This window comes from Streptomyces sp. NBC_00086 (assembly GCF_026343255.1).
Classification (GTDB): Bacteria; Actinomycetota; Actinomycetes; order Streptomycetales; family Streptomycetaceae; genus Streptomyces.
Genome location: NZ_JAPELZ010000001.1, coordinates 5739092 through 5760432 on the forward strand (window position 1 = coordinate 5739092; position 21341 = coordinate 5760432).

A 21341-nucleotide genomic window follows, 5' to 3' on the forward strand; every position below is an offset into this window, starting at 1 on the left:
CGGGGGAAGGGCGGGTAGGGGACAGCCCCGCAGGGCCGCGCCGCGAGGCCCCCGCAGGGTCAGGCCCCGGCCGGGAAGCGGTCCCGCAGCGCCCGGTACTCGGCGTCCGTGAGCAGCCCCGCACTGTGCAGCTCGGCGAGATGCTGGATCCGCTCCCAGGACCGCGGCCCGGGCACGGAAGACCCCACCGCGCCGGAGGCGACCACGGCCCGCGCCCGCAACCCCACGAGCACCGCCGCCGCGAACGGCAGCGACTCGTGCACGGCTCCGTACCCCACGCCGAAGACCGCGGAGGCGAGATCGTGGTCCGGCCGGGGATCCCCGGCGCCCTCGCGGGGCAGGAGCCGCAGGTGCCCGCCGGACCGTTCCGGGGAGTGCCAGGACAGTCCGGTCAGGGCGGCCAGCGGATACCGCTGGTCGCCCGCCTTCCACTTGGCGCTGGTGGCCCCGGTGCGCGACCAGTGGAAGGTGACGGCGCCGCCGTCGAAGGCGAGCCGGGCGTCGTACGCCTTCAGCGTGGCCGGCGGCTCCGGGACGTGGACGAGGAACCGCTCGGCCGGTCCGGACGGTCCCAGCCGCTCGCGCAGGGCCTCGGTGAAGGCCGCCGCCCGTCCGGTCCCGCCGCCGCCACCGGGCAGCACCAGCCGGTACGGATCGCAGGTCTCCCTCAGCTGCCCCGCCGCGGCCTCCATCAGCGGGTCCGCTCCCACCCGTACGCGGGCGTGCAGCACCACGGTGTCCCGCCGTCCCACGGTCAGGCCCACCCCGGACAACGCTTCGAGCGGAACCCGGCGTTCCCCCAGGGCGTGCCAGAGTCTGGGCGTTCGTATCCCCCGTGCGAAGCGGATGATGAGCGAGTTCGTGGTGCGGTCGAACTCCCAGACGGCATGGTTTCCGGCCAGTACGTCACCCATGCGGCACATCGTAAAGGGAGGCACCCCCGTGCGTCCCCCCGCCGTGAGGTCCGATTTCGGGTCGGGCGAGCGGTCAGGGACCGTCCGTCCCGGATGTTCCGCGTCGGCACGTGTCGTCCCCGGCGGCGCACACCGTGGAACCGAACGCACCGGTTCCGATTTTGGCGAAGTTGTCCAGGGATTCGGTCCCTGGCTCGAAGTAGCCGGTGTGGCTCTTGGCTCCGGCCGCCGACAGGACCCGTGCGCCGAACTCCGCGGAGACCGGATCCGCCCCGTGGCCCAGGCCCCCGAACTCCAGGTGGGGCACGTCCGCGATCCAGTCGCCGGCGTCCCGCATCGCCCACACCCGCGCCGAGGTGCCCAGTCCGGTGGCGTTCGCGGCGCGCATCCCGGGGCTGCCCGCCACCACGATGTCCGTGACCCGGTGCGGAAGTTCGTGCGCCGCCACCCCGCACACCACCGAGCCGTAGCTGTGGCAGAACAGCGCCACGCTCGCCTTTCCGGGCAGCGCGGAGGTCAGCGAGCGCAGCCTGGCCGCGCCGTCCACGGCGAGGCGCCCGGTCGCCGCGTCCATGCCGACGCCGGTCGGGGCGGTGTAGCCGGCCCAGGCGATGACCGCGGTCCGGCCGTCCGGGGCGGCCGCGCGCTCGGCCCCGTAGAGGGACTCCGCCATGCCCACGGGGGAGGTCAGCCGGCGCACCGTGCGCTCGAAGGTGAGCGCGTCGGTGTCGACTCCGGGGACGACCACCGAGACCCGGCGGGCCCCGCCGAGGTCGCCGAAGACCTCGGCCACGAGGGCGCCGCCGGTCGGGTCGAAGACGAGGATCTGCCGGCCGGGCTCGGCGAGGGACTCGAAGCGGTGGGCGCGCCGGGCCGCGACGGCGCGGTCGGCGGGGGCCAGCGTGATGTCGTGTGCGCGGGCGGACTCGACCAGCACGGCCCGCTGCAGGGCCATCCGGTTGGCCCGGTAGCGGACGCCGGGCGGCGCGCCGTCGAGATTGCCGACCACCAGCGGGTGGCCCTCGGCGAGCCGGGCGCGCTGGGCGCCGTCGAGGCGCGCGAAGAACCGTTCCACCACGGGCGCCGGAGCATCGGGGGCGGGCAGGGCCCGGCCCTCGAAGCGGGACGCCGCCCAGGAGGCGAGCGCGGCCTCGCGCGGGGACGGCTCGCTCGCGGGCCGGTAGACGGCGGTCCAGCCCGTGGTCGTGAGCATCAGGAAGACCACCGCCAGCGCGAGCAGGGCGCGCAGGGCGGCCGGGCGCGCGGGGGCGTCGGCGGAGTGGGCGTGGGCGGGGCCGGGCAGGTTCACTGCGCCCAGCCTAGGAGACCTCGGCGGCTGCCTGCGCGCCGGGTGACGGGAGTCACCGCCGACCGTGGGACGCCCCGCCGGCGGGTGCGCCCGTACGGGACCCGCGTGCGCGGGCGTCCGTACCCGTACGGGACCTTCGCCCGGCCGGAGGCGATTGCGCCGGTCAGGCGGGCCGGCGCCAGTCGGCGGCCAGGGCCGGGCCGATCTGGTCGAGGTAGGCCTCGGTCATCCGCCGGATGGCGGCCACGCTGGTGTCCTCGCCCTGTCCCCAGAGCCGGCCGGTGACGCGCATCACGCCCGTGAACGCGGCGACGGCCACCCGCGGGCGCGGGTCGGTGTCCACGTCCAGGCCCTCGCGCTCGGCTATCAGCCGGGCGATCTGCTCCTCCAGGTCGGTGGAGCGGCGCAGGTGCACGGCGAGCAGGGCCGGGGTGGACTCGATCAGCCGGTAGCTGCGCATGTACAGGTCGATGGGGACCAGGTCCGAAATGGCCTCGTCGACGGTGTCCCAGGCGTCGAGCACGGCCGAACGCATCGCCTCGAAGGGGCCCTCGGCGGGCGGGCGGGAGCGCAGCGCCGCGACGAAGTGCGATTCGACCAGGTCCTGGACGGCGAAGGCGACCTCTTCCTTGTTGGCGAAGTACCGGAAGAAGGTGCGCTGGGAGACGTCCACGGCGTCGGTGATCTCGTCGACGGTGGTCTCCTCGTACCCCTGGGCGATGAAGAGGAGGAGGGCCGCGCGCAGCAGTGCGTCGCGCGTGCGCTGCTTCTTGCGCTCGCGCAGTCCGGCGGCCGGTGCGGGCGCGGGCCGCTGATCGGTCATCACGGCGGTCAGGGTACCTGTGACGGACCTGACAACGACTGTCTGACGAACCGGTCTGTGAAGTGTCAGTCGCTGTCACTAACCTGTCCGCATGACTAGTCAGATGACCGTCGACGGCGGGGACGCACGCTCGCTCGACAAGGAACCGGGCCTCCCGCCGGTTCGTACGGGCCTCCGGGGCCACCCGTGGCTCACCCTGTTCGCCGTCGCGATCGGCGTCATGATGGTCACCCTCGACGGCACGATCGTCGCCGTCGCCAACCCGGCGATCCAGAAGGACCTCGGCGCCTCGCTCGCCGACGTCCAGTGGATCACCAACGGCTACCTGCTGGCCCTCGCGGTCTCCCTGATCACCGCGGGCAAGCTCGGCGACCGCTTCGGCCACCGCCAGACCTTCCTCATAGGCATCGCCGGGTTCGCCGTCTCCTCGGCGGCCATCGGCTTCTCCGACGGGGTCGAGCTCGTCATCGGCTTCCGCGTCGCGCAGGGCGTCTTCGGAGCGCTGCTGATGCCGGCCGCGCTGGGCCTGCTGCGCGCGACCTTCCCCGCCGAGAAGCTCAACATGGCCATCGGCATCTGGGGCATGGTCATCGGCGCCTCGACCGCGGCCGGGCCGATCGTCGGCGGCCTGCTCGTCGAGAACGTGAGCTGGCAGTCGGTCTTCTTCATCAACGTGCCCGTCGGCATCATCGCGCTCGCCTTCGGCCTGTTCATCCTGGTCGACCACCGGGCGGAGAAGGCCCCGCGCTCCTTCGACGTCCTGGGCATCCTGCTGCTGTCGGCCGGGATGTTCTCGCTGATCTGGGCCCTGATCAAGGCCTCCGAATGGGGCTGGGGGGACACCAAGACCCTGGCCTTCCTCGGCGGGTCGGTGCTGTGCTTCGTGGCCTTCGCCTTCTGGGAGAACTCCGTCTCCGAGCCGCTGATCCCGCTCGGGATGTTCCGCTCGGTGCCGCTGTCCGCGGGCACGGTGCTGATGGTCCTGATGGCCTTCGCGTTCATGGGCGGGCTGTTCTTCGTCACCTTCTACCTGCAGAACATCCACGGCATGAGCCCCGTCGACAGCGGCCTCCACCTGCTGCCGCTGACCGGGATGATGATCGTCGGCTCGCCGCTGGCGGGCCTGGCCATCACCAAGGTCGGCCCGCGGCTGCCGCTCGTCGCGGGCATGGTCGCCACCGCCGTCGCCTGCTTCGGGATGGCCCAGCTGACCCCGGGCACCTCCACCCTCACCATGTCGCTCTGGTTCGCCCTGATGGGCCTCGGGCTCGCGCCCGTCATGGTCGGCGCCACCGAGGTCATCGTCGGCAACGCCCCGCTGGAGCTCTCGGGCGTGGCCGGCGGACTCCAGCAGGCCGCCATGCAGGTCGGCGGCAGCCTGGGCACCGCCGTGCTCGGCGCGGTCATGGCCAGCAAGGTCGGCAGCGTCTTCGAGGGCAACTGGACCGGGGCCGGGCTGCCGCCGCTCACCCCGGAGCAGGCGGACCTCGCGGTGAAGGGCATCCAGGTCGGCATCTCCCCGGTCCCGGCGGGCACGCCGGAGCAGGTCGCGGCGACCATCACGGGGGTCGCGCACGACACGTTCGTGTCAGGGATGAGCACCGCCTTCACCGTCGCCGGCGTGGTCGCGGTACTCGCCGCGGTCGTGGCCGGCTTCACGAAGCGCGGCGAGAACGCGGCGGCGGGGGCGGGCGCGGCCCACATCTAGCCCCGCCCCGGCCGCCTGGCCGTGCACAGTGCCCCGCTGGCTCTGTGCCGCCGGCCGCGCGCCCGTGGCGGTCGAGGGGTCCCGGAGGCGTCAACTCCGGGGCCCCAGCAGCCCCGCCGGACGGTTCCGGCGGGGCTGTCGCCTATCAGGGTGGACCCGCTCGCGGCCCCTTCCGCCGGGACGTCCGCGCAGGTCAGCGTGGTGCGACGGAGCCTTCGGAAACGGTCCGGGGCCCGTACGTCCACCAGGAGTTGACCCGTCATGCGTACGTGGAACACCACTTTCTCCGGCCGCGCCGCCGCCACGGCCACCGTTCTCGCCGCCACCCTGCTGATCCCGGGCACCGCGGAATCCGCCCACGCGGCGGGCCGCGCCCCGGCGCAGGCTCCCCTGCAGGCCCGGACTCAGGCTCCGGCCCGGACCCAGGCCGCGGCCCGGGCCGATGCTCCGGCCCCGGTACGGGCCTCCGGGCGGACCAAGGCGAAGGGGCGGGCCGCCGGGCCGCCGGCGCTCGGGGCCTGCGCCACCGGGCAGCTGTGCCTGTGGGCGAAGCCCGAGTTCAAGGGCGCCCGCACGACCCACGAGCTGAGCACCCTCGACATCAACAGCTGCACCGCCCTGCCCGCCGGGACCACCGCCCAGTCCCTCACCAACCGGACCGGCCGCCCGGTGACCACCTACCAGTCGGCCGAATGCGCCGAGACCGGGGAGTTCCAGACCTACCCGGGCGACGGGGTGTGGCTGCCCCAGTCGCCCTACCAGGTCAGGGCGTTCAAGGTGTGGGAGCGCTGACGGCGCTGCCGTCGCCCGCCTGGACCGGTCCGCCCTGGGCGCCGATGCCCGCGCCCGGGCCGGGCTCCGGGGCGGGCCCCGCGGCCGTCGGGATCCCGTTGGACCCGGCGGACCCGGCGGACCCGGCGGACCCGGCGGACCCGGCGGACCCGGCGGACCCGCCGGACCCGCCGGACCCGCCGGACCCGCCGGACCCGCCGGACCCGCCGGACCCGGCGAACCCGCCGGACCCGGCGAACCCGGTCACCAGCGCGGCCCCGGCCGCCCCGGCCGCCCCGGCGGGAGCCGACCCGCCGAGCCGGGCGACCTCGCCGCGCAGCGCCCGTACCTCTGCCGTCAGTTCGGCGATCGCCGCCGTCTGGGCGCGCTCCACCCGGTCGTCGCGTTCGAAGCGGGAGATGAACCAGGCCGCGATGTTGGCGGTCACCACACCCAGCAGCGCGATCCCGGACAGCATCAGCCCCACCGCCAGCAGCCGGCCGAGCCCGGTGGTGGGGGAGTGGTCCCCGTACCCGACCGTCGTCATCGTGGTCACCGACCACCACAGGGCGTCCCCGAGGTTCTTGATGTTGCCGTCGGGGGCGTCCCGCTCCACGCTCAGCACCGCGAGCGAGCCGAACATCAGCAGCCCGACCACCGAGCCCGCCACGTACGTGGTGAGCCGGATCTGCGGGGCCATCCGCGCCCGCCGCCCCACCAGCATCAGCGTCGAGACCACGCGCAGCAGCCGCAGTGGCTGGATCATCGGCAGCAGCACCGCCGCCAGGTCCATCCAGTGGGTCCGTACGAAGGCCCTCTTGGACTGCGCCAGACCCAGCCGGACGAGGTAGTCGGCGGCGAAGGCGGCCCACACCACCCACTCGGCGCGCCTGCAGGCGCTGTGCACCGCCGGGCTGGCGTCGGGCAGGACGATGGGCACCGCGTAGGCCACGGCGAAACCCAGGGCGAGCACCAGCAGCGGGGTCTGCGTCCGGCGCTCCCACCGCGCCTGGGGAGAGGGTTGCTTCATGCGGAGCATCGTAAGGAACGAATAAGGGGCGCCGGGACAGGTGTCCCGGCGCCCCTTACGGAAGGGTGGCTGCTACGCGTCGCCGCCCGCCGCGCCCGGGTCGGCCGCCCGGACGTCCAGCAGCTGGTACCGGTCGATCGCCTGCTTCAGCGCCGAGCGGTCGATCTTGCCTTCCTTGGCCAGCTCGGTCAGCACCGAGAGGACCACCGACTGCGCGTCGATGTGGAAGAAGCGCCGGGCCGCGCCCCGCGTGTCCGCGAAGCCGAAGCCGTCCGCGCCCAGCGAGGTGTAGTTGCCGGGCACCCAGCGCGAGATCTGGTCCGGGACCGCCCGCATCCAGTCGGAGACCGCCACGAACGGACCCTCCGCGCCGGACAGCTTGGTCGTCACGTACGGGACGCGCTGCTCTTCCTCCGGGTGGAGCAGGTTGTGCTCCTCCACGGCGACGGCCTCGCGGCGCAGCTCGTTCCAGGAGGTCGCCGACCAGACGTCCGCCTTGACGTTCCACTCGGCGGCCAGGATGCGCTGCGCCTCCAGCGCCCACGGCACCGCCACGCCCGAGGCCATGATCTGCGCCCCGACGGCTCCCGAGGTGCCCTCGGAGATCCGGTGGATGCCCTTGAGGATCCCGTCCACGTCCACGCCGGCCGGCTCGGCCGGGTGCTGGATGGGCTCGTTGTAGACCGTCAGGTAGTAGAAGACGTCCTCGGCGTCGGGGCCGTACATGCGCCGCAGACCGTCCTTGACGATGTGCGCGATCTCGTACCCGTACGCCGGGTCGTACGCCACACAGCCCGGGTTCGTCGAGGCCAGCAGCTGGGAGTGGCCGTCGGCGTGCTGCAGGCCCTCACCCGTGAGGGTGGTCCGGCCGGCGGTCGCGCCGAGGACGAAACCGCGGGCCAGCTGGTCGGCCATCTGCCAGAACTGGTCACCCGTGCGCTGGAAACCGAACATCGAGTAGAAGACGTAGACCGGGATCAGCGGCTCGCCGTGCGTCGCGTACGCCGAACCCGCGGCGATCAGCGAGGCCGTGCAGCCCGCCTCCGAGATGCCGTCGTGCAGCATCTGGCCGGTCGGCGACTCCTTGTACGCGAGCAGCAGGTCGCGGTCGACGGCCTCGTACTGCTGGCCCAGCGGGTTGTAGATCTTGGCGCTAGGGAAGAACGCGTCCATGCCGAAGGTGCGGTACTCGTCGGGGGCGATCAGCACGAAGCGCTTGCCGATCTCCTTGTCCCGCATCAGGTCCTTCAGGATGCGGACGAAGGCCATGGTGGTGGCGATCGACTGCTGGCCCGAGCCCTTCTTGGCCGCGGCGTACGTGGCGTCGCCCGGCAGCTGGAGCGGCTTCGCGCGCACCACGCGGGTCGGCACGTAGCCGCCGAGCGCGCTGCGGCGGTCGTGCATGTACTGGATCTCGGGGGAGTTGCGGCCCGGGTGGTAGTACGGCGGCGCGCCGTCCTCCAGCTGGGCGTCCGTGATCGGGATGTGCAGGCGGTCGCGGAAGCGCTTGAGGTCGTCGGCCGTCAGCTTCTTCATCTGGTGGGTCGCGTTGCGGCCCTCGAAGTTCGGGCCCAGGGTCCAGCCCTTGACCGTCTGCGCGAGGATCACCGTCGGCTGGCCCTTGTGGGCCTTGGCCGCCGCGTACGCCGCGTAGACCTTCTTGTGGTCGTGGCCGCCGCGTCCGAGGTGCTGGATCTGCTGGTCGGTCATGTTCTCGACCATCGCCCGCAGCCGGTGGTCGCCGCCGAAGAAGTGGTCGCGGATGTACGCGCCCGTCTCGGTGGCGTACGTCTGGAACTGGCCGTCCGGGGTGGTGTTCAGCTTGTTGACCAGGATGCCGTCGCGGTCCTGGGCCAGCAGCGGGTCCCAGGAGCGGTCCCAGATCAGCTTGATGACGTTCCAGCCGGCGCCGCGGAACTGCGACTCCAGCTCCTGCATGATCTTGCCGTTGCCGCGGACCGGACCGTCGAGGCGCTGCAGGTTGCAGTTGACGACGAAGGTCAGGTTGTCCAGGTGCTCGCGTGCCGCGATGGAGAGCTGGCCGAGCGACTCGGGCTCGTCCATCTCGCCGTCGCCCAGGTACGCCCAAACGTGTGACTTGGAGGTGTCCGCGATGCCGCGGGCCTCCATGTACCGGTTCATCCGGGCCTGGTAGATCGCACCGAGGGGGCCGAGGCCCATCGAGACGGTCGGGAACTCCCAGAAGTCCGGCATGAGCCGCGGGTGCGGGTAGCTGGAGAGGCCGTACGGGGCCTTCGACTTCTCCTGGCGGAACGCGTCGAGCTGCTGCTCGGAGAGCCGGTCCAGGAGGTAGGCGCGGGCGTAGATGCCGGGCGAGGCGTGGCCCTGGAAGAAGATCTGGTCGCCGCCGTCGCCCTCGTCCTTGCCCCGGAAGAAGTGGTTGAAGCCCACGTCGTAGAGGGAGGCGGAGGAGGCGAAGGTGGCGATGTGACCGCCGACGCCGATCCCCGGGCGCTGGGCGCGCGAGACCATGACGGCCGCGTTCCACCGGGTGGCGTTGAGGACCTTGCGCTCGATCTCCTCGTTGCCGGGGAAGAAGGGCTCGTCCTTGGTGGCGATCGTGTTGACGTAGTCCGTGGAGCGCATCTCGGGCACGGCCACGCGCTTCTCGCGGGCCCGCTCCATCAGCCGCAGCATCAGGTAGCGGGCGCGCTCACGGCCCCGCTCGTCGACCGCGGCGTCCAGGGAGTCGAGCCACTCCTGAGTCTCTTCCGGATCGAAGTCCGGTACCTGACTCGGCAGGCCACCAATGATGATCGGATTGCGATCGGATGCGGAAGCCACGCTGTTCCTTCGCTGTCGGGGGAGTCGTGCTGAAGCTGCAACTGGGTCTCGCCGCCTCCCATGGTCTTACGCTCGGCAGAAATCGTCATCTTTACCGTTGGGTAATCCCTGGAGGTGGCGGGATTGTGCTGGCTGCGGCGACGACAACGCCCAAACCGCAACCTTACGCCCATGTCGATCAACCCCTTCGCAAGGCCGTTCGTCCCTCAAACAGGTGCGAAAGTCCCGAGGCCGTGCCGAATGAGGTGGAATGGTGTGGGATGAATCACCAGGGGTACATCCGGAAGGGCTGAAAGTTGCGGCGAGACGGCCGCAATCGTCACCGTTTCGACGGTCTCGGCGGCCGGGTACTTGCGCGATCCGCCGCGCCCGTGTGGACTACGCCCAATGCTGCGCGTACGCGCGCCGCCGAAGAACATTCACCGAACATGAGCAGGAGGCACCCCGTGAGCGCGACCGCGGACCACGCGGAGAACCTGGCCGCCAGGCTGGGTTTCCAGTCCGAACAGGTGGTCCAGGAGATCGGCTACGACGACGACGTCGATCAGGAATTCCGTGATGCCGTAGAGGATCACGTCACCGAACTCGTCGATGAGGACTACGACGATGTCGCAGACGCGGTTCTGCTGTGGTTCCGGGAGGACGACGGCGACCTGACGGACGCCCTGGTCGATGCGACCGAGCTGGTCGAGGACGGCGCACTGATCCTGCTGGTGACTCCCAAGACCGGCAAGGACGGTTTCGTCGAGGCCAGCGACATCAGCGAGGCCGCCGAGACCGCCGGCCTCTCGCTGGCCAAGGGTCTTCCCGTCGGCAAGGAGTGGACCGCCACCAAGCTGGCGACTCCGAAGACGGCCAAGTCCAAGCGCTGAGCCGCGCCCCGCAGCCATGCGGACACACGCACCCCGTTCGCCGGAAGCTTCCCGGTGGGCGGGGTGCGTGCGTTTCGCGGCGGACCGGCAGGGGCCGCGGGCGCGGCACGGCCACGAGCGGCGGACCCATGAGCGACGGACCCACGAGCGGGGGACCCATAAGGTGGGATCACCCGAACAGCCCAACGCAGGGATGCGGGACGAAGGGATGCGACAGATGGCGATCGAGGTCGGCAGCAAGGCCCCGGACTTCGAGCTCAAGGACAACCACGGCAGGGTCGTGCGGCTCTCCGACTTCCGGGGGGAGAAGGCCGTCGTGCTGCTCTTCTACCCCTTCGCCTTCACCGGCGTCTGCACCGGCGAGCTCTGCGAGCTGCGCGACCAGCTCCCGCGCTTCCAGAACGACGACGTGCAGCTCCTCGCGGTCTCCAACGACTCCGCGGCGACCCTGCGCGTCTTCGCCGAGCAGGAGGGGCTGGAGTACCCGCTGCTGTCGGACTTCTGGCCGCACGGGGAGGCCTCCCGCGCCTACGGGGTCTTCGACGAGGAGAAGGGCTGCGCGGTGCGCGGCACCTTCGTCATCGACCGTGACGGCATCGTGCGCTGGACCGTCGTCAACGGACTGCCCGACGCGCGTGACCTGAACGAGTACATCAAGGCTCTCGACAGCCTCTGAGTCCGTGTCGCAGGCTCATGGGCACGTGCCGCCAGGCACGCGGGCCCGTTCGCCTCGAATAAGCCCGTACAGGCGGGAACCCGTCACTAGGATCGAAACGTTGATCCGGTAGCAACCGCACGACGGGGCCCCGCCCCACACAAAACCTTATGGAGGACCCGTGGGAGTCAGCCTCAGCAAGGGCGGCAACGTCTCGCTGTCCAAGGCCGCGCCGAACCTGACCGCGGTCATCGTCGGTCTGGGCTGGGACGCTCGCACCACCACCGGCGTCGACTTCGACCTCGACGCCAGCGCGATCCTGGCCAACGACCAGGGCAAGGTCACCGGCGACTCGAACTTCGTCTTCTTCAACAACCTGAAGAGCCCCGACGGCTCGGTCGAGCACACCGGTGACAACACCACCGGTGAGGGCGAGGGCGACGACGAGGCGATCAAGGTGAACCTCGCCGGCGTGCCCGCCGACGTGGCCAAGATCGTCTTCCCGGTCTCGATCTACGAGGCCGAGAGCCGCCAGCAGAGCTTCGGCCAGGTCCGCAACGCCTACATCCGCGTCGTGAACCAGGCCGACAACACCGAGCTCGCCCGCTACGACCTGTCGGAGGACGCCTCGACGGAGACCGCCATGGTCTTCGGCGAGCTCTACCGCAACGGTGCGGAGTGGAAGTTCCGTGCCATCGGCCAGGGCTACGCCTCGGGCCTGCGCGGCATCGCGCAGGACTTCGGCGTCAACGTCTGAGCCTGCTCCACCCGAGCAGTCGTTCCATCCGTCCGGCGCCGTGCACTCGTGTGTACGGCGCCGGACCGGCTTTACGGCTCCGCCGGCCTCACCGCCTCACCGCGGTACGGCCGCACCGCCGTAGCGCTGCACGCCGCAGCGCTACACGCCGTACCGCCACACGCCGTACCGTCGCATCGCCACACCGCCACCGTCGTCCGGGGAGGACCACAACATGGGCGTCACACTCGCCAAGGGGGGCAATGTCTCCCTCTCCAAAGCCGCACCGAACCTCACCCGGGTTCTGATCGGCCTCGGATGGGACGCGCGCTCGACCACGGGCGCCGACTTCGACCTCGATGCCAGCGCACTGCTGTGCAGCAACGGCCGGGTGCTCGGGGACGAGTACTTCGTCTTCTACAACAACCTGAAGAGCCCCGAGGGCTCCGTCGAACACACGGGGGACAATCTCACCGGCGAGGGTGACGGCGACGACGAGTCGATCATCGTCGACCTGAGCAAGGTCCCGGCCGGTGTGGACAAGATCGTCTTTCCCGTCTCGATCCACGAGGCCGAGGCTCGCATGCAGAGCTTCGGCCAGGTCAGCAATGCCTTCATTCGCGTGGTGAACGAGGCGGACGGCCAGGAACTGGCCCGCTACGACCTCTCCGAGGACGCCTCCAGCGAGACGGCGATGATCTTCGGCGAGGTATATCGGTACGGGGGCGAATGGAAGTTCCGTGCGGTGGGGCAGGGGTACGCGTCGGGGCTCCGCGGCATCGCTCTAGACTTCGGGGTCAACGTTTCGTAAAGCCGTACAACACGATGGGATGCCAGTGGTTCTGAAAACCTTCGGCTGGTCGTTCGCAGTCACTGCGCTCGGACTGGTCGCAGCGGTGCTCTACGGGGGGTGGGAGGCCTTCGGGATCGTTGCGATCCTGTCCATCCTGGAGATCTCCCTGTCCTTCGACAATGCGGTGGTCAACGCCGGAATCCTGAAGAAGATGAATGCCTTCTGGCAGAAGATCTTCCTCACGATCGGTGTTCTCATCGCCGTGTTCGGCATGCGCCTGGTCTTCCCGATCGTGATCGTCGCGATCAGCGCCAAGATCGGACCGATCGAGGCCGTCGAACTCGCGGTGCGCGACCAGGACATGTACAAGCAGCTCGTGACGGACGCCCACCCGTCCATCGCCGCCTTCGGTGGCATGTTCCTGCTGATGATCTTCCTCGACTTCATTTTCGAGGACCGTGACATCAAGTGGCTCGCCTGGCTGGAACGCCCGCTCGCCAAGCTCGGCAAGATCGACATGCTGTCGGCGTGCATCGCGCTGATCGTCCTGGTCGTCACCTCGATGACCTTCGCCGTCAACGCGCACCAGCACGGCGGCACGCACGTGGACAAGGCGCAGACGGTCCTGATCTCCGGCATCCTCGGCCTGATCACCTACATGATCGTCGGCGGCCTCTCCGGCTACTTCGAGAACAAGCTGGAGGAAGAGGAGGAGCACGAGCACGAGGCCGAGGAGGCGGCGAAGAAGAGCGGCAAGCCCGTTTCCGCCGTCGCCATGGCCGGCAAGGCCGCGTTCTTCATGTTCCTCTACCTCGAAGTCCTCGATGCCTCCTTCTCCTTCGACGGGGTCATCGGTGCCTTCGCCATCACCAGCGACATCGTGATCATGGCCCTCGGCCTCGGTATCGGTGCCATGTACGTCCGGTCGCTGACGGTCTACCTGGTCCGCCAGGGCACCCTCGACGACTACGTCTACCTGGAGCACGGCGCGCACTACGCCATCGGCGCGCTCGCCGTCATCCTGCTCGTCACCATCCAGTACGAGATCAACGAGGTCATCACCGGCCTCGTCGGCGTCGTGCTGATCGGATGGTCCTTCTGGTCCTCGGTGCGCCGCAACAAGCGCCTGGAGCTGGAGGGTTCCACCGCCGACGCATGATCACGGCGGTAATGCGGAACGCTCAAGTGCGGGGCGGTCCGGCGGGTCCACGGACCTGTCGGGCCGCCCCGTCCGCATGTCGGGACGCCGGAGTGCCGGCATGCCGCCGGAGGACCAAGCAGGCCAAGGGATCAGGGGGGTTGTGGGGATGGGATTCTTCGACGGCATCAGGGGCAGCCGTGGCACGCAGTTCCAGTCGGGCAGTGCCTCGTCGAACGCGATCGAGCTGACCAAACGCCATCCGACGGTGTCGCTCACCAAACAGGGGGCGGTGCACGGCAATCTGCGCGTGAACCTCTCCTGGCGGATGCGGACCTCGGACATAGGAGGCCGCAGCGCGGGCCAGAGCGGGCAGCTCTTCCGGCATCCGTTCAAACTGTTCAAACCCGACATGGTGCAGGCGCACACCCAGGGCATGGTCAATGTCGACCTCGACATCGGCTGCCTCTACGAGCTGACCGACGGCACCCGGGGAGTCGTCCAGCCGCTGGGGAACCTGCACGGGGACATCAACAGCCCGCCATACGTCAAGCTCAGCGGGGACGACCGGTTCGGGGCGCCCTCCGGCGAGACGATCTTCGTCAATCTCGACCACGCCGAGGAGATCAAGCGGCTGCTGGTCTTCGTGTACATCTACGACCAGACCCCGGCCTTCGACCGGACGCACGCCCTGGTCACCCTCTACCCGATCACCGGGCCGCGCATCGAGATCCCGCTGGAGGAGCGCCACCCGCACGCCCGCTCCTGCGCCGTCGTCTCCCTGGAGAACGTCAAGGGAGAGCTGATCGTGCGGCGCGAGGTCACCTTCGTGTACGGGTTCCAGGCCGAGCTGGACCGGCTGTACGGGTGGGGCCTCCAGTGGGGCCGGGGCTACAAGACGAAGACCTGACGGAGGCGGACGGGCCGGCCGGGCCGCTCGGCCCGGCCGCCGCTCACCGGCGGATGAACTGCGGGCCCTGCGCCGGCAGCCGGAAGGCGGCGTCGCCGGCCGGGGCCGGCACCGGGGGCTGGGACACCGGCTGCGGGTAGCCGTAGGCGGGCTGGGAGACCGGCGGGGCCTGGGTGGGCGGAGCCGGGGTCGCGGGGGAGGCGGACGTGACCTGCCCCTGCCCCTGTGCCTGCCCCTGCTCCTGGGCCGCGGGGGCGTTCTCGTCCACGGAGATCCCGTGGTCGGTGGCCAGGCCCACGAGCCCGTTGGAGTAGCCCTCGCCGAGCGCGCGGAACTTCCACGCGTCGGCCCGCCGGTACAGCTCGCCGCAGATCAGCGCCGTCTCGGCGCCCGTTTCCGGCCGTACGTCGAAGTAGGCCAGCGGTTCGGAGACGCCGGTCGCGGTGGCGTCGTAGAGCAGGATCCGCAGGTCGTGGACCCGCTCGAAGGGGACGTCCTCGGCGGAGGCCACGACGAGGATCCGGTCCACGGCCGGGGTGACGGCCCTGAGGTCCGCCTGGACGGCGTCCGTGATCCCGTCGCCGAGCTGCTTCTTGCCGAGCCGCCAGACGGCCCCGGAGGGGTGGCGGGGCTGGTTGTAGAAGACGAAGTCCTCGTCCGAGCGCACGCGCCCGTCCGCTCCCACGAGCAGCGCGGAGGCGTCCACGTCGGGCACGTCGGGCCCTCCGGTCCAGCGCAGCACCGCGCGGACCGCCACGGCGGCCACGGGGATGTTGGAGCCCTTCTGCATCGCGTGCGTCATGCCGGTCATCCTGCCCTCCCGGGCGGGACCGGGACAATGCGGCCCCCCGTAGACCTTGTCCGGATCGCGAGACCTGGGCATGGTGCAAGAGGGTTACCTGGATTTCATGTGCTTGAGGAACTCTTGACTCGCGTTCGTACGTACTATTACCGGCCATGCCAGATCGGCCGCCGAGCCTGTACGGGGGAAGCACATGCGTCACTTCGGGCACGTATCGCCCATGGTCCGCAAGGACCTCTTCCACCAGGAGCCGGCCGAGTTCACCGCCGCCTCCCCCTCCGCCACGCTCGCGGCCGCCCTGGGAGCCACGCTCTACAGCCCGGCCACCCGGCCCCAGCTCGCCCGTGACATCCGCAAGCAGGCCGGCCTCGGAGTCGTCTCCATGGTCCTCTGCCTGGAGGATTCCATCAGCGACGCGGACGTGGCGGGCGGCGAGGAGAACCTCGTCCGGCAGTTCGCCGCCCTCCACGAGGACCCGGCGGAGCTCCCCCTGCTCTTCATCCGCGTCCGGGAGCCCGAGCAGATTCCCGACATCGTGCACCGGCTCGGCGGCTCGGCGGCGCGACTGGCCGGATTCGTGCTCCCCAAGTTCAGCGAGAGCCGGGGCATCGCCTTCCTCGACGCCGTCGCCCAGGCGGAGGCCGCGAGCGGACAGCCGCGGCTGTACGCGATGCCCGTCCTGGAGACCCCCGAACTGCTCCACCTGGAGACCCGGGTCGAGGCCCTCGCCGGTATCTCCCGCACGGTCAACAAGTACCGTGAGCGGGTCCTGGCGCTGCGCCTCGGCGTGACCGACTTCTGCTCCGCCTACGGGCTGCGGCGCACCCCCGACATGACCGCCTACGACGTCCAGATCGTCGCCGGGGTGATCGCCGACGTGGTCAACGTGCTCAGCCGCGCCGACGGCACCGGCTTCACCGTCACCGGGCCCGTGTGGGAGTACTTCCGCAGCCAGCAGCGCCTCTTCAAGCCGCAGCTGCGCCGCAGCCCCTTCCTGGAGGAGGGCGTCGAGGAGCTGCGCACCGCGCTGATCGAGCACGACCTGGACGGGCTGCTGCGCGAGATCGAGCTCGACCGGGCCAACGGGCTGCTGGGCAAGACCTGCATCCACCCCGCCCACGTCACCCCGGTCCACGCGCTCTCGGTGGTGTCGCACGAGGAGTTCAGCGATGCTCAAGACATCCTGCGCCCCGAGAGCGGAGGTGGCGGAGTGATGCGTTCCGCCTACACGAACAAGATGAACGAGGTGAAGCCCCACCGGGCCTGGGCCGAGCGCACCATGCTGCGCGCCGAGGTCTTCGGTGTGGCGAAGGAGGAGGTCGGCTTCGTCGATCTCCTCACGGCCGGGCTCCAGGTGTGAGCGGGCCGTTGACTGCGAAGAAGGGCAAGAAGATCGAAGCGGTGTGGTCGGGAACGTGGGTCGCGGACCGGCTGGGCGTGAGCCTGCAGGACGCGACGGGTACCGGGACCGGCGGGCCGGCGCTGGAAGACCTCCTCGGGCTGGCGCTGCGGCGCAACCCCAAGCGGGCCCACCTGCTCGTGTCCCGGGTGCTGGGCAAGCACGTCCCGCAGTCCCCGGCGGCCGTGTACGGCGCCGGGTACGGGCTCGGCGAGCGGGTCCGGGAGCTGCTGGGCGACGCGGAGGCGGCCTCGGCGGTGGTCCTCGGGTACGCGGAGACCGCGACCGGGCTGGGCCACTGCGTGGCCGACGGCCTGGGCAGCGCCCCGTACCTGCACTCCACCCGCCGCCCCGTGCCCGGCGTGGAGGCCGCGGGAGGCTTCGAGGAGGCGCATTCGCACGCCACCTCGCACCTGCTGCTGCCCGAGGACCCGAAGCTGCTCGCGGGCTCGGGTCCGCTGGTCCTCGTCGACGACGAGTTCTCCACCGGCAACACCGTCCTGAACACCATCGCCGACCTCCACGCCCGCCACCCGCGCGGCCACTACGTGGTCGTCGCCCTGGTCGACATGCGCTCCCCGGCCGACCGCGACCGCCTGGTCGCCTTCGCGCGGGAGCTGGGGGCGCGGGTGGACCTCATATCCCTGGCCTCGGGCACGGTCTCCCTCCCGGAGGGGGTGCTGGAGAAGGGGCAGGCGCTGGTGGAGCGGTACGAGGCGGAGGCCGCTTCGGCCGCTGCCGCCTCTGCCGGATCTCAGCCCGTGGCCGGCGAATCGCAGCCCGGGGGTGGGCAAAATCAGCCCCTGCGGCGTTTGAGCAGCGGGGTCCGGGGCAGCGCCCCGGCAGACGACCCGCACCCGACCACTCGCGTGGAACTGGACTGGCCGGCCGGGATACCCGACGGCGGTCGCCACGGCTTCACCCCGGCCCACCGGGAGCGCCTGGAGGCCGCCCTGCCGGCCATGGCGGACCGGCTCAAGGCCGCGCTCGGCGCGGCCCCCGCAAGGGTCCTCGTACTCGGCAACGAGGAGCTGATGTACGCCCCGCTGCGCCTCGCGCAAGCCCTGGAGGCGTCCGGCGCCGCTGCCGAAGTCCGCTTCTCCACCACCACCCGCTCGCCGGTGCTCGCCGTGGACGACCCCGGCTACGCGATCCGCACCCGCCTCGTCTTCCCCGCCCACGACGACCCGGCCGACGGCCCCGGAGACCGGTACGCGTACAACGTCGCCGGCACGGCCGGCACGGCGGACGCCGGCTTCGACGCCGTGGTCGCCGTCGTGGACTCGGCCGGGGATACCGCCGAGCTCCGTACCGGCCTGCTCGCGGCCCTCGCGCCGCACACCGGCCGGGTCCTGCTGGCGGTCATACCTTCGTACGTACCCGACCGGCAGGAGCCGATCATGACCGAGCCCCCGCGCGAAGCACTGGGCGAAGCACTGGGCGAACCACTGCGCGGGCCCGCCTTCTCCTCCTACGCCGCCGAGGACGTCGGCTGGCTGCTCCAGGACCTCTCCGACGTGGAGCTGGAAGCCCCGACGGAGGAGCGCGAGGAGGCCATCCAGGCGGGCGGCGCGCACTACGCGGAATCGCTGCCGGTGGAGTTCCAGCCGTCCCCGGAGTACCAGCAGCTCTACCAGAGCGCGCTGACCGCCTCCGCCGCCCGGATGGCCCGCGCCGTCGGAACCGTCACCGAGACGGTCCTCGCCGAGCGCTCCCCGTCCCCCGTCCTCGTCTCCCTCGCCCGCGCCGGAACCCCCGTGGGCGTGCTGATGCGGCGCTGGGCGCAGGCCCGGCACGGCCTGGACCTGCCGCACTACGCCGTCTCCATCGTGCGCGGCCGCGGCATCGACGCCAACGCGCTGCGCTGGCTGGCCGCCCACCACGATCCGGCCGACGTGGTCTTCGTCGACGGCTGGACCGGCAAGGGGGCCATCACCCGCGAACTGCGGGAGGCCCTGGGCGAGTTCGAGGGCTTCAACCCGGAGATCGTGGTCCTCGCCGACCCCGGCTCGTGCGTGGAGACGTACGGCACGCGCGAGGACTTCCTGATCCCCTCCGCCTGTCTCAATTCCACTGTTTCCGGACTGGTTTCGCGTACGGTGCTCAGGTCCGACCTGGTCGGGCCCGCCGATTTCCACGGCGCGAAGTTCTACCGCGAGCTCGCCGGGGCCGATGTCTCCGTCGCGTTCGTCGACACCGTCGCCGCGCACTTCGAGGAGGTGGCCGAGGCCGTGGACGCCGAGGTCAAGGAGCTCCTCGCCGCCGACCGCACGCCGACCTGGGTGGGCTGGCGGGCGGTGGAGCGGATCAGCGAGGAGTACGGCATCCACGACGTGAACCTGGTGAAGCCCGGCGTCGGCGAGACCACGCGGGTGCTGCTGCGCCGCGTGCCGTGGAAGATCCTCGCGCAGCGCGGCGCCGGGGCCGACCTGGACCACGTACGACTCCTCGCGGAGCAGCGGGGGGTGCCGGTGGAAGAGGTCGACGGCCTGCCCTACAGCTGCGTAGGACTCATCCATCCCCGATTCACGCGCGGCGCCACGGGCGCCGACGGAAAGGCCGTGGCCACCAAGTGACCGTTCTCGTAGCCAGTGACCTCGACCGTACGCTCATCTACTCGGCGGCCGCGCTCGGCCTGACCATGCCCGACCCGGTGGCCCCGCGGCTGCTGTGCGTGGAGGTGCACGAGAGCAAGCCGCTGTCGTACATGACGGAGACGGCGGCGGGGCTGCTGGCGGAGCTGTCCGCCGACCCGGGCGCGGTGTTCGTGCCGACCACCACCCGGACCCGCAAGCAGTACCAGCGCATCCGCTTCCCCGGACGGCCGGCGAAGTACGCGATCTGCGCCAACGGCGGCCAGCTCCTCGTGGACGGAGTCCCGGACCGGGACTGGCGCCGCCAGGTCGCGGCGCGGCTCGCCGCGGAGTCCGTGCCGCTGGAGGAGATGCACGCGCACCTGATGTCCGTCACCGACCCGGCGTGGCTGCGCAAGGCGCGGGTGGCGGAGGACCTGTTCGCGTACCTGGTCGTGGAGCGGGCCCTGGTCCCCGCGGAGTGGATCAAGGCGCTGACGGAATGGTCCGAGGCGCGCGGCTGGACCGTCTCGCTCCAGGGCCGGAAGATCTACGCCGTCCCGCGGCCGCTGACCAAGAGCGCGGCCATGCACGAGGTGGCCCGGCGCGTGGGGGCCACGAGCACGCTGGCCGCCGGGGACTCGCTGCTCGACGCGGACCTGCTGCTCGCGGCGGACACGGCCTGGCGGCCGGGCCACGGGGAGCTGGCCGACGCCGGCTGGACGGCTCCGCACGTGACGGCGCTGGCCCAGGCGGGCGTACTGGCCGGTGAGGAGATCGTGCGCGCGTTCACCCGCGAAGTGGCCCGACTGGGTGCACCGGCCGCCTGACCTTGGGCACACTGGCCCCATGACCAAGGGCAACAGCACGAAGATCACAGACGAGCTCTACCAGTACGTGCTCGCGCACAACCCCCCGCTGGACGAGGTCCAGCGGGGGCTGGTGGCGACCACCTACGAGGTGTTCCCGGACTCCGCCGGAATGCAGTCGGCGGAGGAGCAGGGGCCGCTGCTGGCCTTCCTGGTCCGGCTGACCGGTGCACGCCACATCGTGGAGATCGGCACCTTCACCGGCTTCTCCTCCCTGTCGATGGCGCAGGCCATGCCGGCGGACGGACGCCTCATCGCGTGCGACGTCTCGGAGGAGTGGACGGCGTACGCGCGCGAGGCCTGGGCGAAGGCCGGGGTCGCGGACCGCATCGACCTGCGGATCGCGCCCGCGATCGAGACGCTGCGCGCGATGCCGGCGGAGCCGCACATCGACATGGTCTACATGGACGCCGACAAGCAGAGCCAGATCGCCTACTGGGAGGAGCTCGTACCGCGGCTGCGCCCGGGCGGTCTCCTCGTCACGGACAACACGCTGTACCACGGCACGGTGCTGGACCCGGCGGCCACCGGCGGGGCGGCGGGGGTCCAGGCCTACAACGACCACGTCGCGGCGGACCCCCGCATGGAGTCGGTGCTGCTGGCGATCTCCGACGGCATCACCCTGTCCCGCAAGCGCTAGCCGCAGCCGCCCCCACCGCAGCAGCCTCCGCCACCGCCACCCATGGGCGCGGCGGGGGCTGCGCTGGTCCCGCCGACGGCGACGGCGGAGAGCAGCCTGACGGTATCGGCGTGCCCGGCGGGGCAGTCGGCGGGCGCGGAGGACTCGGCCATGGGCCGGCTGACCTCGAAGGTGTCTTCGCAGGTCCGGCAGCGGAATTCGTAACGGGGCATGCGGTACAGGCTACGCAGTGGCGACCGGCCTCCGGAATCCCCGCGCGCCGGATCCGGGGTGCGGATGGGCCGGCCCTGCGGGGCGAGGTCCCCTACCCGCCCTTCGCCCGCTCCCCGGGGCCTGCCCGGACCCCGGTCCTCACACCGCGGACGGGCTGGATTTGCCACTGCGCGGCAAAATTCAGCCTCGCCGGCGTTTGAGGCGCGGGGTCCGGGGCGGAGCCCCAGGGGGTCCGGGCGCAGCCCGGGGCCCTTCCAGCCCGTCCGGCGTCTGAGGACCGGGGTCCGGGCAGCGCCCGGGGAACGGTGGAAGGGCGGGTAGGGGACTCCGCCCCGCAGGGCCCCCGGAACCGGCGGAGCCGGGCCGCACCCCCGTGTCGGC

Annotated in this window: 18 protein-coding genes and 1 pseudogene; 12 read left to right on the plus strand and 7 right to left on the minus strand. The window is 71.3% G+C overall.

Going from position 1 to position 21341, the window contains the following annotated elements; genetic code table 11:
* Window positions 1-59: 59 nt before the first annotated feature.
* The 3 genes from OG276_RS25840 to OG276_RS25850 form a co-directional block, all read right to left on the minus strand.
* The gene (locus OG276_RS25840) at window positions 60-914 is read right to left on the minus strand and encodes a DUF4429 domain-containing protein (RefSeq protein ID WP_266909083.1); all 855 of its coding nucleotides are present in this window, start codon (window positions 912-914) and stop codon (window positions 60-62) included.
* A gap of 73 nt (window positions 915-987) precedes the next feature.
* Entirely contained in the window at window positions 988-2127 is a 1140-nt protein-coding gene (locus OG276_RS25845; RefSeq protein ID WP_323182414.1) for an alpha/beta hydrolase, read from the minus strand.
* Between the two features lie 259 nt (window positions 2128-2386).
* Window positions 2387-3046: a TetR family transcriptional regulator gene (locus OG276_RS25850; protein WP_266913109.1), complete on the minus strand. Its 660-nt coding sequence runs from the start codon at window positions 3044-3046 to the stop codon at window positions 2387-2389.
* A 91-nt stretch (window positions 3047-3137) separates the two neighbouring features.
* Here OG276_RS25850 and OG276_RS25855 point away from each other — a divergent pair, with 91 nt between their 5' ends.
* Both OG276_RS25855 and OG276_RS25860 read left to right on the plus strand, forming a co-directional pair.
* On the plus strand, window positions 3138-4754 hold the full coding sequence (locus tag OG276_RS25855; protein ID WP_266909084.1) for an MFS transporter: 1617 nt from the start codon (window positions 3138-3140) through the stop codon (window positions 4752-4754).
* Window positions 4755-5015: 261 nt separating this feature from the next.
* Complete coding sequence (locus OG276_RS25860; protein ID WP_266909085.1) at window positions 5016-5546, plus strand: peptidase inhibitor family I36 protein; 531 nt, start codon at window positions 5016-5018, stop codon at window positions 5544-5546.
* 283 nt (window positions 5547-5829) lie between these two features.
* Here the strand turns inward: OG276_RS25860 and OG276_RS25865 are convergent.
* Window positions 5830-6555 (minus strand): annotated as a pseudogene (locus OG276_RS25865) (potassium channel family protein); the annotation flags it as partial.
* 72 nt (window positions 6556-6627) lie between these two features.
* Entirely contained in the window at window positions 6628-9360 is a 2733-nt protein-coding gene (gene aceE, locus OG276_RS25870; RefSeq protein ID WP_266909086.1) for a pyruvate dehydrogenase (acetyl-transferring), homodimeric type, read from the minus strand.
* Between the two features lie 446 nt (window positions 9361-9806).
* On the opposite strand from aceE, the gene OG276_RS25875 reads away from it, so the two are divergent.
* From OG276_RS25875 to OG276_RS25900, 6 genes are all read left to right on the plus strand, one after another.
* Entirely contained in the window at window positions 9807-10232 is a 426-nt protein-coding gene (locus tag OG276_RS25875) for a DUF3052 domain-containing protein (protein ID WP_243329420.1), read from the plus strand.
* Window positions 10233-10449: 217 nt separating this feature from the next.
* Entirely contained in the window at window positions 10450-10908 is a 459-nt protein-coding gene (locus OG276_RS25880) for a peroxiredoxin (RefSeq protein WP_266909087.1), read from the plus strand.
* A gap of 160 nt (window positions 10909-11068) precedes the next feature.
* On the plus strand, window positions 11069-11644 hold the full coding sequence (locus tag OG276_RS25885) for a TerD family protein (protein ID WP_266909088.1): 576 nt from the start codon (window positions 11069-11071) through the stop codon (window positions 11642-11644).
* A 214-nt stretch (window positions 11645-11858) separates the two neighbouring features.
* Window positions 11859-12434, plus strand: a complete 576-nt coding sequence (locus OG276_RS25890; protein WP_266909089.1) for a TerD family protein — start codon at window positions 11859-11861, stop codon at window positions 12432-12434.
* 25 nt (window positions 12435-12459) lie between these two features.
* Window positions 12460-13575, plus strand: coding sequence for a DUF475 domain-containing protein (locus OG276_RS25895; protein WP_266913111.1), 1116 nt, complete (start codon window positions 12460-12462; stop codon window positions 13573-13575).
* Window positions 13576-13723: 148 nt separating this feature from the next.
* Complete coding sequence (locus tag OG276_RS25900) at window positions 13724-14464, plus strand: Tellurium resistance (RefSeq protein WP_250745558.1); 741 nt, start codon at window positions 13724-13726, stop codon at window positions 14462-14464.
* Window positions 14465-14507: 43 nt separating this feature from the next.
* Here the strand turns inward: OG276_RS25900 and OG276_RS25905 are convergent, their stop codons facing one another.
* Entirely contained in the window at window positions 14508-15266 is a 759-nt protein-coding gene (locus OG276_RS25905) for a TerD family protein (protein ID WP_266909090.1), read from the minus strand.
* Between the two features lie 193 nt (window positions 15267-15459).
* Here OG276_RS25905 and OG276_RS25910 point away from each other — a divergent pair, with 193 nt between their 5' ends.
* The 4 genes from OG276_RS25910 to OG276_RS25925 are packed head-to-tail and all read left to right on the plus strand — an operon-like array spanning window position 15460 to window position 20747.
* Entirely contained in the window at window positions 15460-16626 is a 1167-nt protein-coding gene (locus OG276_RS25910) for an HpcH/HpaI aldolase/citrate lyase family protein (protein WP_266909091.1), read from the plus strand.
* Window positions 16623-19241, plus strand: coding sequence for a phosphoribosyltransferase (locus tag OG276_RS25915; protein WP_266909092.1), 2619 nt, complete (start codon window positions 16623-16625; stop codon window positions 19239-19241). The genes OG276_RS25910 and OG276_RS25915 overlap by 4 nt, the downstream gene beginning before the upstream one ends.
* A complete protein-coding gene (locus OG276_RS25920) occupies window positions 19238-20068 on the plus strand; it encodes an HAD family hydrolase (protein ID WP_266909093.1) in 831 nt (276 codons plus the stop codon). The genes OG276_RS25915 and OG276_RS25920 overlap by 4 nt, the downstream gene beginning before the upstream one ends.
* A gap of 19 nt (window positions 20069-20087) precedes the next feature.
* A complete protein-coding gene (locus OG276_RS25925; protein ID WP_266909094.1) occupies window positions 20088-20747 on the plus strand; it encodes an O-methyltransferase in 660 nt (219 codons plus the stop codon).
* Here the strand turns inward: OG276_RS25925 and OG276_RS25930 are convergent.
* A complete protein-coding gene (locus tag OG276_RS25930; RefSeq protein WP_266909095.1) occupies window positions 20744-20959 on the minus strand; it encodes a zinc ribbon domain-containing protein in 216 nt (71 codons plus the stop codon). The two genes, OG276_RS25925 and OG276_RS25930, sit on opposite strands and share 4 nt — an antisense overlap.
* Window positions 20960-21341 lie beyond the last annotated feature (382 nt).

Excerpts from the sequence above, each read along its gene's own strand:
- OG276_RS25890 (WP_266909089.1), top strand. The coding sequence starts at position 11,859 with ATGGGCGTCACACTCGCCAAGGGGGGCAATGTCTCCCTCTCCAAAGCC.
- OG276_RS25910 (WP_266909091.1), top strand. The coding sequence starts at position 15,460 with ATGCGTCACTTCGGGCACGTATCGCCCATGGTCCGCAAGGACCTCTTC.
- OG276_RS25840 (WP_266909083.1), bottom strand. The coding sequence starts at position 914 with ATGGGTGACGTACTGGCCGGAAACCATGCCGTCTGGGAGTTCGACCGC.
- OG276_RS25880 (WP_266909087.1), top strand. The coding sequence starts at position 10,450 with ATGGCGATCGAGGTCGGCAGCAAGGCCCCGGACTTCGAGCTCAAGGAC.
- OG276_RS25855 (WP_266909084.1), top strand. The coding sequence starts at position 3,138 with ATGACTAGTCAGATGACCGTCGACGGCGGGGACGCACGCTCGCTCGAC.
- OG276_RS25905 (WP_266909090.1), bottom strand. The coding sequence starts at position 15,266 with ATGACGCACGCGATGCAGAAGGGCTCCAACATCCCCGTGGCCGCCGTG.
- OG276_RS25930 (WP_266909095.1), bottom strand. The coding sequence starts at position 20,959 with ATGCCCCGTTACGAATTCCGCTGCCGGACCTGCGAAGACACCTTCGAG.
- OG276_RS25850 (WP_266913109.1), bottom strand. The coding sequence starts at position 3,046 with ATGACCGATCAGCGGCCCGCGCCCGCACCGGCCGCCGGACTGCGCGAG.
- OG276_RS25845 (WP_323182414.1), bottom strand. The coding sequence starts at position 2,127 with ATGCTCACGACCACGGGCTGGACCGCCGTCTACCGGCCCGCGAGCGAG.
- OG276_RS25860 (WP_266909085.1), top strand. The coding sequence starts at position 5,016 with ATGCGTACGTGGAACACCACTTTCTCCGGCCGCGCCGCCGCCACGGCC.
- OG276_RS25900 (WP_250745558.1), top strand. The coding sequence starts at position 13,724 with ATGGGATTCTTCGACGGCATCAGGGGCAGCCGTGGCACGCAGTTCCAG.
- OG276_RS25925 (WP_266909094.1), top strand. The coding sequence starts at position 20,088 with ATGACCAAGGGCAACAGCACGAAGATCACAGACGAGCTCTACCAGTAC.